The sequence below is a fragment of the Serratia sp. TMDUHS_CL genome (assembly GCF_037137105.1).
Lineage (GTDB): Bacteria > Pseudomonadota > Gammaproteobacteria > Enterobacterales > Enterobacteriaceae > Serratia > Serratia nevei.
On record NZ_JBBBDV010000003.1, the window covers coordinates 198779 to 213642 of the forward strand.

The 14864-nt window shown below is 62.4% G+C and carries 15 protein-coding genes; 11 read left to right on the top strand and 4 right to left on the bottom strand.

What is annotated here, in order from left to right:
• Position 1 precedes the first annotated feature (1 nt).
• Complete coding sequence (nuoN, locus tag WCL58_RS08065; RefSeq protein WP_033635324.1) at positions 2–1459, top strand: NADH-quinone oxidoreductase subunit NuoN; 1458 nt, start codon at positions 2–4, stop codon at positions 1457–1459.
• A gap of 65 nt (positions 1460–1524) precedes the next feature.
• On the opposite strand, the gene WCL58_RS08070 is transcribed toward nuoN, so the two are convergent.
• The 3 genes from WCL58_RS08070 to WCL58_RS08080 all read right to left on the bottom strand — a co-directional run bounded on the left by WCL58_RS08070 (position 1525) and on the right by WCL58_RS08080 (position 3170).
• Positions 1525–1890, bottom strand: a complete 366-nt coding sequence (locus WCL58_RS08070) for a helix-turn-helix domain-containing protein (RefSeq protein WP_072022352.1) — start codon at positions 1888–1890, stop codon at positions 1525–1527.
• 18 nt (positions 1891–1908) lie between these two features.
• Entirely contained in the window at positions 1909–2169 is a 261-nt protein-coding gene (locus WCL58_RS08075; protein ID WP_033635320.1) for a type II toxin-antitoxin system RelE family toxin, read from the bottom strand.
• Positions 2170–2294: 125 nt separating this feature from the next.
• Positions 2295–3170 (bottom strand): LysR family transcriptional regulator, encoded by an 876-nt coding sequence (locus tag WCL58_RS08080; protein ID WP_159318310.1) that lies wholly within the window; start codon positions 3168–3170, stop codon positions 2295–2297.
• Between the two features lie 289 nt (positions 3171–3459).
• On the opposite strand from WCL58_RS08080, the gene WCL58_RS08085 reads away from it, so the two are divergent.
• Together WCL58_RS08085 and WCL58_RS08090 are read left to right on the top strand one after the other, a co-directional pair.
• Positions 3460–4695, top strand: a complete 1236-nt coding sequence (locus WCL58_RS08085) for an MFS transporter (protein WP_060439364.1) — start codon at positions 3460–3462, stop codon at positions 4693–4695.
• Positions 4696–4825: 130 nt separating this feature from the next.
• On the top strand, positions 4826–5335 hold the full coding sequence (locus tag WCL58_RS08090; protein ID WP_070915304.1) for a DUF1097 domain-containing protein: 510 nt from the start codon (positions 4826–4828) through the stop codon (positions 5333–5335).
• On the opposite strand, the gene WCL58_RS08095 is transcribed toward WCL58_RS08090, so the two are convergent.
• The gene (locus tag WCL58_RS08095; RefSeq protein WP_336850847.1) at positions 5315–6298 is read right to left on the bottom strand and encodes a LacI family DNA-binding transcriptional regulator; all 984 of its coding nucleotides are present in this window, start codon (positions 6296–6298) and stop codon (positions 5315–5317) included. The genes WCL58_RS08090 and WCL58_RS08095 overlap by 21 nt on opposite strands.
• A gap of 268 nt (positions 6299–6566) precedes the next feature.
• On the opposite strand from WCL58_RS08095, the gene idnO reads away from it, so the two are divergent.
• The 8 genes from idnO (at position 6567) to menE (ending at position 14826) form a co-directional block, all read left to right on the top strand.
• Positions 6567–7331 (top strand): gluconate 5-dehydrogenase, encoded by a 765-nt coding sequence (gene idnO, locus WCL58_RS08100; protein ID WP_060439368.1) that lies wholly within the window; start codon positions 6567–6569, stop codon positions 7329–7331.
• Between the two features lie 22 nt (positions 7332–7353).
• Positions 7354–8385, top strand: a complete 1032-nt coding sequence (gene idnD / locus WCL58_RS08105; RefSeq protein ID WP_060420060.1) for an L-idonate 5-dehydrogenase — start codon at positions 7354–7356, stop codon at positions 8383–8385.
• An 81-nt stretch (positions 8386–8466) separates the two neighbouring features.
• The gene (gene elaB / locus WCL58_RS08110) at positions 8467–8778 is read left to right on the top strand and encodes a stress response protein ElaB (protein WP_025160172.1); all 312 of its coding nucleotides are present in this window, start codon (positions 8467–8469) and stop codon (positions 8776–8778) included.
• A gap of 379 nt (positions 8779–9157) precedes the next feature.
• The gene (menD, locus tag WCL58_RS08115; protein WP_187322626.1) at positions 9158–10834 is read left to right on the top strand and encodes a 2-succinyl-5-enolpyruvyl-6-hydroxy-3-cyclohexene-1-carboxylic-acid synthase; all 1677 of its coding nucleotides are present in this window, start codon (positions 9158–9160) and stop codon (positions 10832–10834) included.
• The gene (menH, locus tag WCL58_RS08120) at positions 10831–11601 is read left to right on the top strand and encodes a 2-succinyl-6-hydroxy-2,4-cyclohexadiene-1-carboxylate synthase (protein ID WP_060439372.1); all 771 of its coding nucleotides are present in this window, start codon (positions 10831–10833) and stop codon (positions 11599–11601) included. The genes menD and menH overlap by 4 nt, the downstream gene beginning before the upstream one ends.
• 11 nt (positions 11602–11612) lie before the next feature.
• Positions 11613–12470, top strand: coding sequence for a 1,4-dihydroxy-2-naphthoyl-CoA synthase (gene menB, locus WCL58_RS08125; RefSeq protein WP_033635308.1), 858 nt, complete (start codon positions 11613–11615; stop codon positions 12468–12470).
• Positions 12470–13453: an o-succinylbenzoate synthase gene (gene menC / locus WCL58_RS08130; RefSeq protein WP_060420069.1), complete on the top strand. Its 984-nt coding sequence runs from the start codon at positions 12470–12472 to the stop codon at positions 13451–13453. Before menB ends, menC begins: the two co-directional genes overlap by 1 nt.
• Positions 13441–14826, top strand: a complete 1386-nt coding sequence (menE, locus tag WCL58_RS08135; RefSeq protein ID WP_180547518.1) for an o-succinylbenzoate--CoA ligase — start codon at positions 13441–13443, stop codon at positions 14824–14826. Before menC ends, menE begins: the two co-directional genes overlap by 13 nt.
• The last annotated feature ends 38 nt before the right edge of the window (positions 14827–14864 follow it).

The window sequence follows — 14864 nt, forward strand, 5'->3', positions numbered from 1 at the left end:
CATGACAATAACTCCTCAACAACTGATCGCACTGCTGCCGCTGTTGATCGTCGGATTGACGGTGGTGGTTGTGATGCTAGGCATTGCGTGGCGACGCGACCACTTTATCAACGCCACCCTGACCGTGATCGGTCTCAACCTGGCGCTGCTTTCGCTGTACTTTGTCGGCCAGGCAGGCCCAATGGACGTCACCCCGCTGCTGCGGGTTGACGGTTACTCGATGTTCTACACCGGGCTGGTGCTGCTGGCGAGTCTGGCGACCTGCACCTTCGCGTATCCGTGGCTGGTCGGCTATCCGGATAACCGCGAAGAGTTCTACCTGCTGGTGCTGATCGCCGCCATGGGTGGCATCCTGCTGGCGAGCGCCAACCATCTGGCTTCGCTGTTCATCGGTATCGAGCTGATCTCGCTGCCGCTGTTCGGCCTGGTGGGCTACGCCTACCGCCAGAAGCGCCCGCTGGAAGCCGCCATCAAGTACATGCTGCTGTCCGCCGCCGCGTCGTCGTTCCTGTTGTTCGGCATGGCGCTGCTGTATGCCGAGTCCGGCGATCTGTCGCTGGCCGGCCTCGGCAAGAGCCTGCAGGAAAACATGATGCACCAGCCGCTGATCCTGGCCGGTATGGGCATGATGATCGTCGGTCTGGGCTTCAAGCTGTCGCTGGTGCCGTTCCAACTGTGGACGCCGGACGTGTATCAGGGCGCGCCTGCGCCGGTCTCGACCTTCCTGGCGACCGCCAGCAAGATCGCGATCTTCGCGGTCGTGATGCGTCTGTTCCTGTATGCCCCGGCCGCCGACAACGAGGCGCTGCGCATGGTGCTGTCGATCATCGCGTTCTGCTCTATCTTGTTCGGTAACCTGATGGCCATCAGCCAGACCAACATCAAGCGTCTGCTGGGCTACTCGTCGATCGCTCACCTGGGCTACCTGCTGGTGGCGCTGATTGCGGTGCAAACCCATCAGCTGTCGCTGGAAACCGCCGGCGTTTACCTGGCCGGTTACCTGTTCAGCAGCCTGGGCGCCTTCGGCGTGGTTAGCCTGATGTCCAGCCCGTACCGCGGCCCGGATGCGGATTCGCTGTTCTCTTACCGTGGTCTGTTCTGGCACAAGCCAATCTTGTCCGCGGTGATGACGGTGATGATGCTGTCGCTGGCCGGTATCCCGATGACGCTGGGCTTTATCGGTAAGTTCTTCGTGATCGCGATGGGCGTCAGCGCACACCTGTGGTGGCTGACCGGCGCAGTCGTGGTAGGCAGCGCCATCGGCCTGTACTACTACCTGCGCGTGACCGTCAGCCTGTTCCTCAGCGCGCCGGAATCGCTGCAGCGCGATACCCCGAACAACTGGGCGTTGACCGCCGGTGGCGTCGTGGTGCTGATCTCAGCCGCGCTGGTGCTGCTGTTGGGCGTCTATCCGCAGCCGCTGATTTCGCTGGTGCAGATGGCTCAGCCGACGTTCTGATAACGCTTCAGACGGTAAAAAGGTCGCTTCGGCGACCTTTTTTTATGGGCGGGGGAAAGAAGCTATTACAACGTCATTTGTGCCGGTTGGCAGCGATAGAGGACAGCCAGCTTTTCCCGGGTTTTCTTTTGTGGTTTCGAGTGAGGGGCTTCCCATTGGGAAACGGCGGATTGTGTCGTGCCCAATTTTTCCGCTACATCGTATTGCGAGAGGCCACGGAAAATTCGCCAAGCGGCAATCAAGCTGACGTCTTGATCCAGCATGATGGAAACGACTTCATGGGGGACGGTTTCATCATCATGCTTATCGGCATGGTAGGGAAGAGGCTCGTAGTCCTCTTGCTGTCTCACAAGCCTTTTATACTCATCGAGCGGCAATACCACATAGAGCGGCTGGCCGGAGTCATCATGGATATACTGTAACTTCGCCATTCGGCATACCTCTGACTTTCAATAAGTTGTCGATGTTCTGCGTTTTACCTGCTGAATCAGGCACACGACAGGTTCATCATCGACGATCTCAAAAATAATGCGGTAGTTCCCTGCGCGTAGACGGTACTGGTTATCGGTACCGTGCAGCTTTTTAATGTCCAGTCTGACGGTCGGGAAAGTGCCCAAGAGTTCAACCTTGTGCGCAATGGCCAACCGGTTCTGAGAAGGCAGTGTCATCAATTGTTTCAGTGCTTTACGTGACCAGCTGATCTTTGCCATTGTTCCCTCGGGCCGAATGCACGTCCTGTGCAGTGATTAGATAATAAGCTTTATATCTTATTATTTCAATCTTGGACGAAGAAGGATACGTGAGACATCAGCGATGTTTCTCCACGTGTCGGCACTCAGCCGTAATGGGCGCTAAACGACGTTTCCAGCGCCTGCACCACCGCGCGCACGCGGGCGGCGCGTTGCAAATCGGGATGCAGCACCAGCCAGATATCCACCCAGTCTTTGTTCTCCGGGAGCAGGCGCATCAGCTCCGGGTCTTTGTCCGCCAAAAACGCGGAGAGCAGGCCGATGCCCAGCCCGCTGCGGGTGGCGGAGCGCAGCAGCAGCTGCGAATTGCATTGCAGCACGACGTTGGGCTCGTGCAGAGCCTCGCCGCAGAAATTGTTCCAGTGGCGCGGCACCAGCTCGCGCGGGAACATCAGCAGATCGTGGCCGCGCAGCTGCTCGCCCCTGACCGGCATGCCGCGCCGCGCCAGGTAGTGCTGAGAGGCGTACAGACCCATTTCGATGGTGGCTAAGCGTTTGATGATCAGCTCATCGTCATCGGGACGGGCGCCGCGGATCGCCAGATCTGCGCCGTGGTAAGAAATATCGGCGATGTTGACCGCCGTCAGCAGCGTGACGGTGATGGCGGGGTAGCGTTCCCGCAGATCTTGCAGCGCCGGCATCACGAAGGCTTCGGCCAGGGTGTCGGTGGTGGCGATGCGCACGTTGCCGCACAGGCTTTCGTCACCGCTGGCGGCTTTACGGTTGATCGCCTGCACCGCATTTTCCATCTTCATCACGTCCGCCAGCATTTCCTCCCCCAGCGGGCTGAGGGTGAAGGATTTCGGCGTGCGGATAAACAGCTTGGAGCCGAGCGCATCTTCGAAAGCGGACAGCCGTCGACCGACGGTCGCCTGATCGACATGCAGCTGGCTGGCGGCTTTGCGTAGCGTGCCGCAGCGCGCAACGGCCAAAAAGAAGCGCGCGTCGTCCCAATTCATCATGCCATTTCCTCTCTGCAGATTTGTCGGCACCGTGGGGCACGGGCCAAGCCAGGCGAACAATAACGGTTTCTATCATAAAGCGTTGTTCCGTCCGGGGGGAGACAAAGACGGTTAACGGCCTGCACATCGGCGGTTATTTCTCCGGTGATGCAAGAATGCATCAGGGTGATTCATTCTTGACGATACTTCGCCCGTCGCCGTAACGCTATGATAAGCGCCGTTCCCGGCTCGTCGGGTGAGGAAAAACGTCGATGGCAGGCCGCCACCTGCCGACTTTGGGAGTTAAAGCATGTCAGAAAATACCGCCATCCAGGACACGGTGCCGAAAAACGCGCAGGCATCGCGCATGGGTATTCTATTGTTCCTGGCATTGGCACTGATGTCGGCATTGCTGAACAGCAGTGCGCCGACGCCGCTGTATCCGCTGTATCAGCAGCAGCTTGCGCTGAGCTCCGTCAGCCTCACCGTTGTTTACGGCGCTTACGCCGCCGGCGTGCTGATCGCTTTGTTCGGCGTCGGTAATCTGTCCGGCAAAGTGAAGGATTTGCGCAGCATGATCGTGCCGGCATTGCTGGTGGTGTTGAGCGGTGCGCTGCTGTTCGCGCGGGCTGATACCTTTGCCATGATGCTCATGGCGCGACTGTTAGCCGGGGTGGGCACCGGGGCATTGACCGGTGCGGCAAACATCGCGTTGGTGCGTTTTGGGCCACGAGACGGCGGTAAAAACGCCGCGCTGATCGCCACGTTGTCCTTTACCACAGGATTGGCGCTGGGCCCGATCTTCAGCGGCATCGCTTTGCAGACCGGTTTTCATCCCACGACGCTGCCGTTCGTTTTCATCATGGTCATTGCCGCCGTGGCTGCGTTGGGCGTGATGTTCTCGTGGCCGCGTGGCGTGGTTACGGCGCCGACCCATGCTACGCCGGCTGCGACAGAAAAAAGCTCGCTGCTCGATGGCCTGCGCGCCACCGGCGGTAAATTCTATGTCTGTGCCGGGGCGCTGTTTATCTGTTGGGCCCTGGCCGCCAGCATTTTGGCTATCGGCCCCAGCGTGGCGGAAACGCTGTTAGGCCTGCACGCTCGAGGCGTCTTTGGCTATGCGATTGCGGTTTATCTGTTGATCGCCGGTATCAGCCAGATCCTGAGCCGCCGCCTTAACGCCCGCCATTCGCTGTTGTTCGGTTGCCTGGCGCAGGTGCTGGCGGCGGTGGTATTCGCCGTGGCGATCCAGTGGCATTCACTGTGGCTGGCGGCTGCGGGGCTGGTGGTGGCCGGCTATGCTTACGGCGCCATTTTCGTTGGCAGCGCGACCCTGGTAAACCTGATTTCGCCGCCGGCCAGCCATGCACGTTTGCTTTCGCTGTTTTACGTGATCGCTTATATCGCCAACTGGGTGCCTATCTTGCTGGGGATCGTGGTCGACCGTGTCGATCTACAGCAGGCAACCCATCTGCTGTTCCTGAGCAGCACCACGGTATGCCTGTTGTTGGCATGGATGACGGTACGTGCTGGGTTCCCACGTTAATAGTTTTGTGATTGAAGTCTCTTTTATTTAATTAATTATTCTTTAATTGCATTTATATTGTGATTTTAATCACATGAAATGACCGGCTTTCGGGTAAACTGCGCGCTTTCTTTTTGCCGCGGGTCACTTTATGAACGTTCTTTTCGCCATTGCCGTTACTACCGGGATCCTCTCCGGCGTGTGGGGCTGGGTTGCCGTCAGCCTGGGGCTGATCGGTTGGGCCGGTTTTCTCGGCTGCACGGCGTATTTCGCCTGCCCGCAGGGTGGGTTGAAAGGGCTGGTGATCGGCGCGTTGACCTGCTGCAGCGGCGTCTTCTGGGCAATGGCGATCATCCACGGCAGCGAACTGGCGCCGCAGTGGAATCTCTTGGGGTATCTGCTGACCGGCGTCGTGGCATTCCTGATGTGCATTCAGGCTAAACAGCAGTGGCTGGGGTTCGTGCCCGGCACCTTTATCGGCGCCTGCGCGACCTTCGCCGGCGGCGGTGATTGGCCGCTGGTGACGCTTTCCCTGCTGGTGGGCCTGCTGTTCGGCTATGCGATGAAAAACAGCGGTTTGTGGTGGGCGGCGCGCAGCGAAAAAGCCCGCGCTACGCCGCCGATGGGCCCGAATGCCGGCTCAAACGGTGCCGCCGAGTGAGAGGCGGTAATGCAGATCGTGGCGCTCGGCGCAAGGTTCGCCCGCGATCCGCAACAGCAGCATTTCGGCGGCGGTTTTCCCCATGTCAAAGCGCGGCGTGATCACGCTGGCGATGCTCGGCGTGGTCGCCTGGCCAATATCCAGGCCGTGAAATCCCGATAACGCAACCTCTTGCGGCACGCGCACGCCGAGACGCAGACAGGCCTGCAACACGCCCACCGCCAGATCGTCGTTGGTGCACAGGATACCGTCGAACTGCGGGTAGCGTTCGCGCGCCATCGCCAGCATGTCGGCGCCGATCGAAACCGAAGAGACCCGATGCGGCGCGATCTGACGCGGCATTTGCCCCTGAGCCGCCATGGCGCGGCAGTACCCCCGATAGCGTTTATTGTCGCGGGCGTCCGACATGGCGCCAAAGTAAACGATATGCCGTTTGCCGCTGGCGAGCAGCGCTTCGGTCATGTCATACCCCGCCTGTTCATTATCGAACCCCACCGCAATCCGCCCCGGCGGCGCGTCGAGATCCATCACCTGCGCGAGGGGGATTTTGGCGGCGCCGAGGTAGGTCTCTGCGCGCAAGGTATGCGCAGAATCGGTGAGGATCAGCCCGGCGATCGGGTAGCTCAACAGCTGCGCGATCTGCTCTTCTTCCCGTTGCGGGCTGTAATCGTAGTTCATCACCAGCGTTTGGTAACCCCGTGCTTGGGTAACGGATTCGATGCCGGCCAGCAGATCGGCGAAGATCTGGTTGTTGAAAGAGGGGATCAGCACGCCGAGGCGCGGTTTTCTGCCGGCCTGTGCGGCATCGGCGCCGGTGACGTTCAGCTCCCGCATGACCTGCGCAATGCGTTCGGCGGTGCCGGCCGCCACTTTTTCCGGCGTGCGCAGGAAGCGGCTGACGGTCATTTTGGTCACGCCGGCCAATTGTGCGATGTCCTGTAGCGTAACGCGGGGGTGTTTCATTCGGTGGCCTTCACGGGCGGCGCGGCAAGGGCGGATAGCGGTATGTTAACAAATCGATTTGGCGATAACAATGAATGCACCTCTATTGAAAATAGCCATTTTTCAATCGGATAGCTGATTTTTACCCGCGTGCTGCCTGCGTGAGATCACGTTAAGGGTAACAGGGTTTCGTAACATGATTTTCAGTGATTTCCATCACGTTTTTACCGGTAACAATCGGCTGAGATAGAGGCCTGTCCGATTGGAGGCCTGATGGCCGGGAATCACCATGAACAATCTGTTTTCACTGGATAACAAAATCGTCTTGATCACCGGCGCCTCGCGCGGCATCGGTTTTCTGCTGGCGCGCGGCCTGGCGCAGCAAGGCGCACATATTCTGGTCAACGCCACCACCGAAGAACATGCCCGGCACGCCGCCGAGCGCCTGCGCGAAGAGGGCCTGCGTGCCGATGCGGCGGCGTTCGACGTCACCGATTCCCAGGCGGTGCAGGCCGCCATCGACCGTATCGAAGCGGATATCGGCGCGATTGACGTCTTGATCAACAACGCCGGCATCCAGCGCCGCCACCCGTTCACCGAGTTTCCGGAGCAAGACTGGGACGACATCATCGCCGTCAACCAGAAGGCGGTCTTCATCGTGTCGCAAACCGTGGCGCGTTACATGGTGCCGCGCCGGCGCGGCAAGATAGTCAACATCGGCTCGATGCAAAGCGAGCTGGGGCGGGACACCATCACCCCTTATGCGGCGTCCAAGGGGGCGGTGAAAATGCTGACGCGCGGCATGTGCGTGGAGCTGGCACGCTACAACATTCAGGTCAACGGCATTGCCCCAGGCTATTTCAAAACCGAGATGACGCAGGCGCTGGCCGACGATCCGGCCTTCACCGCCTGGCTGACCCAACGCACACCCGCCGCGCGCTGGGGCGATCCGCAGGAGCTGATCGGCGCGGCGGTGTTCCTGGCCGCCGACGCCTCCGCCTTCGTCAACGGGCAGCTGCTGTTTGTCGATGGCGGCATGTCGGCGGCGGTGTAACCTTTTTTCGTGGAGTCTTGAGATGAAAATTCAAACTCAGTCCTGCGTGGTCAATGGCAAACGAGACGTGGCGGTGATCGCGCAAGAAGTGGATTACCGGGGGCAGGGAACGCTGGTGAAAATCAGCCGCGGCGGTATCTGCGGCTCGGATCTGCATTACTTTCAGGAAGGCAAGGTCGGCAATTTTCAGGTGCGTCAGCCGATGGTGCTGGGCCATGAGGTGATCGGCGAGGTGGTCGCCAGCGATTCACCGCGGCTGCCGGTCGGGCAGAAGGTGGCGCTCAATCCCAGCAAACCCTGCGGGCAGTGCAAATACTGTCTGGCGCAGCAAAGCAATCAATGCGTCGAGATGCGTTTTTTCGGCAGCGCGATGTATTTTCCGCACGTTGACGGCGCTTTTACCCAATACAAAGTGGTGGATAGCGCGCAGTGTGTCCCTTACGGCGCCGATCGCGACGACAGGGTGATGGTGTTCGCCGAACCGCTGGCGGTGGCGATCCACGCAGCGAAGCAGCCCGGCGACGTGACGGGAAAAAAGGTCTTCGTGTCCGGCGTCGGCCCGATCGGCTGCCTGTTGGTGGCGGCGCTGAAAGCGCTGGGCGCCGCCGAGATTGTCTGTGCCGATCTCAGCCCGCGCTGCCTGGCGATCGCCAGGCAAATGGGGGCCGATCGGTGCCTGCATGCCGCGGACGACGATGTTAGCGATTATCAGCAGGGCAAGGGGTATTTCGACGTCGCCTTCGAAGTGGCGGGGCATCCGCAGTCGCTGCAGCGCTGTCTGGAGATCACCCGCGCCAAAGGCACCGTGGTGCAGGTGGGCATGGGTGGCAGCTTTCCCGATTTCCCGCTGATGTTGTTGATCGCCAAGGAGTTGAACCTGCTCGGATCCTTCCGCTTCGTGGCGGAGTTTGCGCTGGCGGTGGCGTGGCTGGCCGACGGCGTGGTCGATCCGCTGCCGTTGCTGTCGGCGGAGTTCGCCAGCGGGCAGCTGGCGCAGGCGCTGGAGTTTGCCGGCGATAAGCGCCAGGCCGCCAAGGTGCAATTGGTGTTTTAGGGTAAAAGTCCGATGGCCGCAGGCGGCGATCCTTGTCTATAGTGTAGGAACGCTTAATTTTTCAACCACGGAGATCTCACGATGGCAAGACATACGGATGCTGAGCAAACTACGCTGGATGACGATCTGAGAATGCTGACCGAGACGCTGGAAGAAGTGCTGCAATACACCGGCGATCGCGCGGATCAGGCTTACGTCGACATCAAGTCGCACGCCGAGCAGGCGCTGAGTGAGGTCAAGGCGCGCTGGGCGAACACCGGTGAATCCTACTACGCGCGCGCCAAAGAAGCGGTACATCGCACCGACGACTACGTGCGGGATAAACCCTGGCACAGCGTAGGTATCGGCGCCACCGTTGGGCTGGTGCTGGGGCTGCTGCTGGCCCGTAAATAATGACGGCATCGGGGCGGCGCAGGCCGCCTCGTGCTTTTCTGCAGACTGTGTTGTTCATCTCGCTGTTTCCCCGCTGGCTTTCCCTTATCCCGCCTATACTTCCCGCTAGCCGTCGTCGGAGAGCCTCTATTTCCCTTGTTTTTGTATGGACGGATTGAGCCGGCGCCGCCGCAAGTGTAAAGTATTTGTGTCTTTATTGTTTATTTTTTGTTCTAAATCAAATAATTATCTGGTGTAAACACCCAGGGATATACGGCGTTCTTGCGCTGGCGCAAAAGCCGTGAAAATAACACCTCATATAATACAGAGCGTAACTACAGGCGCGGCGTCCGTCGGCTGCGCCGGAGACGATCTCTGCTAACTGACTTGTGAGCGAACTATGTCGACAAGTGTTTTTAATCGCCGGTGGGCGGCTGTGCTGCTCGAGGCGCTGGCCCGCCATGGGGTGCGGCATGTTTGTATCGCTCCGGGATCGCGCTCCACGCCGCTGACGCTGGCCGCTGCGGCCAACCGATCGTTTATCTGTCATACCCATTTTGATGAGCGCGGGCTCGGCCATCTGGCGCTTGGGCTGGCGAAGGCGGCGCGTGAGCCGGTGGCGGTGATTGTCACGTCCGGCACCGCGGCGGCGAACCTTTATCCCGCGTTGATCGAAGCCGGCCTGACCGGTGAGCGGCTGGTGTTTCTCACCGCCGATCGGCCGCCGGAACTGATCGACTGCGGCGCCAATCAGGCGATCCGTCAAAGCGGCCTCTACAGCAGCCACCCGACGCTGGCGATCGATCTGCCGCGCCCTACGCCGGATATTCCGGCCGCGTGGCTGGCCTCCAGCGTCGACAGCGCGATGGCGCGCCTGCAGCACGGCGCTTTGCACATCAACTGCCCGTTCGCCGAGCCGCTGTACGGCGGCGACGAACGTCACTATGCCGATTGGTCCGCCGCGCTGGGCGACTGGTGGCAGAGCGATCGTCCGTGGCTGCAGGAAAGCGAGACGCATGCGGCGCCATTGCCGCAGCCGGACTGGTTCTTCTGGCGGCAGAAACGCGGCGTGGTGCTGGCCGGGCGCATGAGCGCGCAAGAGGGCGCTCAGGTGGCCGAATGGGCCGCAACGCTGGGCTGGCCGCTGATCGGCGACGTGCTGTCGCAGACCGGGCAACCGCTGCCCTGCGCCGATTTGTGGCTCGCTCACCCGCAGGCGCAGCGCGTACTGCAAGATGCGCAACTGGTGGTGCAGTTCGGCGGCAGCCTGACCGGCAAACGCCTGCTGCAGTGGCAGGCGCAGTGCCGGCCGGAAGAGTATTGGGTCATCGACGAGCTGCCGGGGCGGCTCGATCCGGCCCAGCACCGGGGGCGGCGACTGCGCGCCAGCGTGGCGCAGTGGTTGGCGCAGCACCCGGCACAGCCGCGCGCGCCGTGGGCCGCCGGGCTGGCCGCGCTGGCGGATAAGGCGCTGACGGCGGCATCCACGCATCTGCACGATAACTTTGGCGAAGCGCAGCTGGCGCATCGCCTGCCGGAACTGCTGCCGGAGAACGGCCAGCTGTTTCTCGGCAACAGCCTGGTGGTGCGACTGATCGACGCGTTAACGCCATTGCCCGTCGCCTACCCGGTATTCAGCAACCGCGGCGCCAGCGGCATCGACGGCCTGATCTCCACCGCCGCCGGCGTGCAGCGCGCAACCGCCAGGCCGACGTTGGCGGTGGTGGGCGATCTTTCCGCTCTGTATGACCTCAATGCGCTGGCGCTGCTGCGCCAGAGCTCGGCGCCGACGGTGCTGATCGTCGTCAACAACAACGGCGGCCAAATTTTCTCGCTGCTGCCGACGCCGGAAGAGGATCGTCAGCGCTTTTACTGCATGCCGCAGAACGTCGAGTTCAGCCACGCGGCGGCGATGTTCCAGCTGGGTTACGCGCGGCCGGAGAACTGGAGCCAGCTGCAACAGGCGGTTGAACAAGGCTGGCGGCGCAGCGGTGCCACGCTTATCGAACTGCAGGTGCCGCCGAGCGCGGGGGCCGAAAGCCTGCAATACCTGGTGCAACAGATGGCGGTGCAATGATGCTGGCGACGCGAATTTTGCAACAGGGCGAAGCGGGCCGCCCGTGGCTGGTGTGGCTGCATGGCCTGCTCGGCAACAACAATGAATGGCGGGTGATCGCCGCACGCTGCCCGGAATGGCCGTCGCTGGCCATCGATCTGCCCGGCCACGGCGATTCCGTGGCGGTGAGCTGCCGCGGCTTCGACGACATCAGCGCGCAGATTGCCGCCACGCTGCAGCTGCGCAATATCGAACGCTATTGGCTGGTGGGCTACTCGCTCGGCGGGCGCATCGCCATGTATCACGCCTGCCACGGCCGCCATGCCGGCCTGCAGGGGGTGATCGTCGAGGGCGGCAACCCGGGGCTGGAGGACGAAGAGCAGTGCCGCCGGCGCTGCGAACAGGATGCGCTGTGGGCGGCGCGTTTTCGCAGTGAGCCGATCGCCGAGGTCCTGGCGGACTGGTATCAGCAGCCGGTGTTCAAAGAGCTTAGCCACGTGCACCGCCAGGCGCTGATCGCCGCACGCTCGGTCAACAGCGGCCCGGCGATCGCCGACATGCTCGAAGCCACGTCGCTCGGGCGGCAGCCCTATCTGGCGCCGCAGCTGCGCCAACTGAGCGTGCCGCTGCAGGTGCTGTGCGGTGAGAACGACCCCAAATTTCAACGGCTGGCGCGCGACGCCGGGTTGCCGTTGCGCATCGTGCCGCAGGCCGGGCACAACGCGCATCTGGCCAATCCGCAGGATTTCGTCGCCGAGCTGCAGACCTTTCTCGTTAACCCTGGTTAAAGGAACCGAACATGCTTTATCCGAATGAAGAACAGCTGTATGCCGCCATCGCCTGGCAGGATTGCACCGGCGATTTCGAAGACATTCTGTATCACAAGTCCGCCGACGGCATCGCCAAAATCACCATTAACCGGCCGCAGGTGCGCAATGCGTTTCGCCCGCAAACGGTTAAAGAGATGATCGACGCGCTGGCCAACGCCCGTTACGACGACGGCATCGGCGTCATTATTCTGACCGGCGCCGGCGATAAGGCCTTCTGCTCCGGCGGCGATCAGAAAGTGCGCGGCGACTACGGTGGCTATCGCGACGACAGCGGCGTGCATCACCTCAACGTGCTGGACTTCCAGCGCCAGATCCGCACCTGTCCAAAACCGGTGGTGGCGATGGTGGCCGGTTATTCGATCGGCGGCGGCCACGTGCTGCACATGATGTGCGATCTGACCATCGCGGCGGATAACGCCATCTTCGGCCAGACCGGCCCGAAAGTGGGCTCGTTCGACGGCGGCTGGGGTGCGTCTTACATGGCGCGCATCGTCGGCCAGAAGAAGGCGCGCGAAATCTGGTTCCTGTGCCGCCAGTACGATGCCGCTGCCGCGTTGGACATGGGCCTGGTCAATACCGTGGTGCCGCTGGCCGATCTGGAAAAAGAGACGGTGCGCTGGTGCCGAGAAATGCTGCAGAACAGCCCGATGGCGCTGCGCTGCCTGAAGGCGGCGCTGAACGCCGACTGCGACGGCCAGGCCGGTTTGCAGGAGCTGGCGGGCAACGCCACCATGCTGTTCTACATGACCGACGAAGGGCAAGAAGGGCGCAACGCGTTCAACGAGAAGCGTCAGCCGGACTTCAGCAAATTCAAGCGTAACCCGTAATGAGCGGGGTAAACCGCAGCGCGGCGCTTTACCGTTACAGCCTGCCGATGGAGGCGGGCGTGGTGCTGCGCAATCAGCGGTTGAAAACGCGTGACGGATGGGTGGTGCAGCTGCGTCAGGGCGAGCGTGAAGGCTGGGGCGAGATCGCGCCGCTGCCGGAATTCAGCCAGGAAACGTTGGCGCAGGCCGAACAGGCCGCGTTGGACTGGCTGCAGGCCTGGTTGGCGGGCAACGAACCGGATGACAGCACGCTGCCCTCGGTGGCCTTTGGGATTAGCTGCGCGCAGGCCGAGCTGGAGCAGCGCTTGCCGACGCAGGCGGATTTTCGCAAGGCGCCGCTGTGCACCGGCGATCCGGACGAGCTGTTCGAGATATTGAGCGCCTTGCCGGGCGAGAAAGTCGCGAAAGTGAAGGTGGGGCTGTATGAAGCGGTGCGCGACGGCATGATCGTCAACGTGCTGCTGGAGGCGCTGCCGGATCTGCGGCTGCGGCTGGATGCCAACCGCAGCTGGACCCGCGCCAAAGCCGACGGTTTCGCCAAATACGTCAACCCGGCGTGGCGCGATCGCATCGCCTTTTTGGAAGAGCCCTGCAAAACTCGTGATGAATCGCGCGATTTCGCCCGGGCGACCGGCATTGCCATCGCCTGGGATGAGAGCGTGCGTGAGGCGGACTTTGTGGTGCAGGCCGAGCCGGGCGTGGCAGCCATCGTGATCAAGCCGACGCTGGTCGGCAGCCTGGCGCGCTGCCAGGCGCTGGTGGCGCAGGCGCATGCGGCGGGGCTGACGGCGGTGATCAGTTCCAGCATCGAGTCCAGCCTGGGGTTAATCCAGCTGGCGCGCATCGCCCGCTGGCTGACGCCGGACACCGTGCCGGGGCTGGATACGCTGGGGCTGATGCAGGCGCAGGTGCTGCGGCCTTGGCCAGGCAGCGCATTGCCGCTGCTGGATATTTCGGCGCTGGAGTGCTTATGGCGCCGTTAAGCGATTGGCCGTGGCGACACTGGGCGCGCCTTCAGCCGCAGGCGACGGCCCTGCTGCTCGGCGAACAGCCGCTGAGCTGGCTGGCGTTGCAAGGCCAGGTGGATGAGCTGGCGGCGGATTTTCAGCACCAGGGCGTGGAGCCCGGCTGCGGCGTGGCGCTGTGCGGCAAAAACAGCTATCCACTGCTGTTGGCCTACCTGGCGCTGCTGCAATGCGGCGCGCGCCTGTTGCCGCTCAATCCCGCCTTGCCGACGCCGCTGCTGACGCAGCTGTTACCCGAATTAGACATCACCTTTGCCTTCGGCCCGGATCCGTTGCCGACGCTGCCGGCAGAGGTGATTCGATTGACGCCGCCCTCGACCGAGCCGCGCTGGCCGAACCTGCCGAGGTGGGATGTGCGGCGTCTGGCGACGCTGACGCTGACCTCGGGCTCTAGCGGCATGCCTAAAGCGGCCGCACACAGCTACGCCAACCATCTGGCCAGCGCCGACGGGGTGTTGCGGTTGATGGATTTTCAGCGCGAGGATTGCTGGCTGCTGTCACTGCCGCTGTTTCACGTCTCCGGCCAGGGCATCGTCTGGCGCTGGCTGGCGGCGGGTGCGCGGCTGGCAGTGCGCGAAATGCATCCGCTGGCCGAGGCATTAGTGGGCTGCACGCATGCCTCGCTGGTGCCGACACAGCTCTGGCGGCTGCTGGCGCAACCGCTGACGGGCACGACGCTGAAAGAGGTGCTGCTCGGCGGCGCAATGATCCCGGTGGCGCTGACCGAACGGGCGGAGGCGGCGGGGATCCGCTGCTGGTGCGGCTACGGCTTGACCGAACTGGCTTCCACGGTGTGCGCCAAGCGCGCCGATGCGCGGCCGGGCGTTGGCCTGCCGCTCGGCGGCCGCGAGATCAAACTGGTGGACGAAGAAGTCTGGATCCGGGCCGACAGCCTGGCGCTCGGCTACTGGCGTCATGGGCATCTGCAGCCGCTGGCCGATGAACAGGGCTGGTTTGCGACCCGCGATCGCGGCGCGATGGCCGAGGGGGAACTGCGTATTCTCGGCCGGTTGGACAACCTGTTTTTCAGCGGCGGTGAAGGGGTGCAGCCGGAGGATATCGAACGCGTGCTGGCGGCGCATCCGCAGATCACGCAGGCGTTTGTGGTGCCGGTGGCGGACGCCGAGTTCGGCCAGCGGCCGGTGGCGGTGATCGACGGCGAACCGTCGCTGTCGCTGGCGGCGTTGCTCGCCTGGTCGCAGGATAAGCTGGCCAATTTCCAACGCCCGGCGGCGTTGCTCCCGCTGCCTGAGGAGCTGAAAAACGGCGGCATCAAGATTTCGCGCCGCCAGTTGCAGCAGTGGGTGACGCAGCGTCTCTCTCAGGCATAAAAAAGCCGCCCGAAAGGGCGGCTGAGCGGATGGCCGCA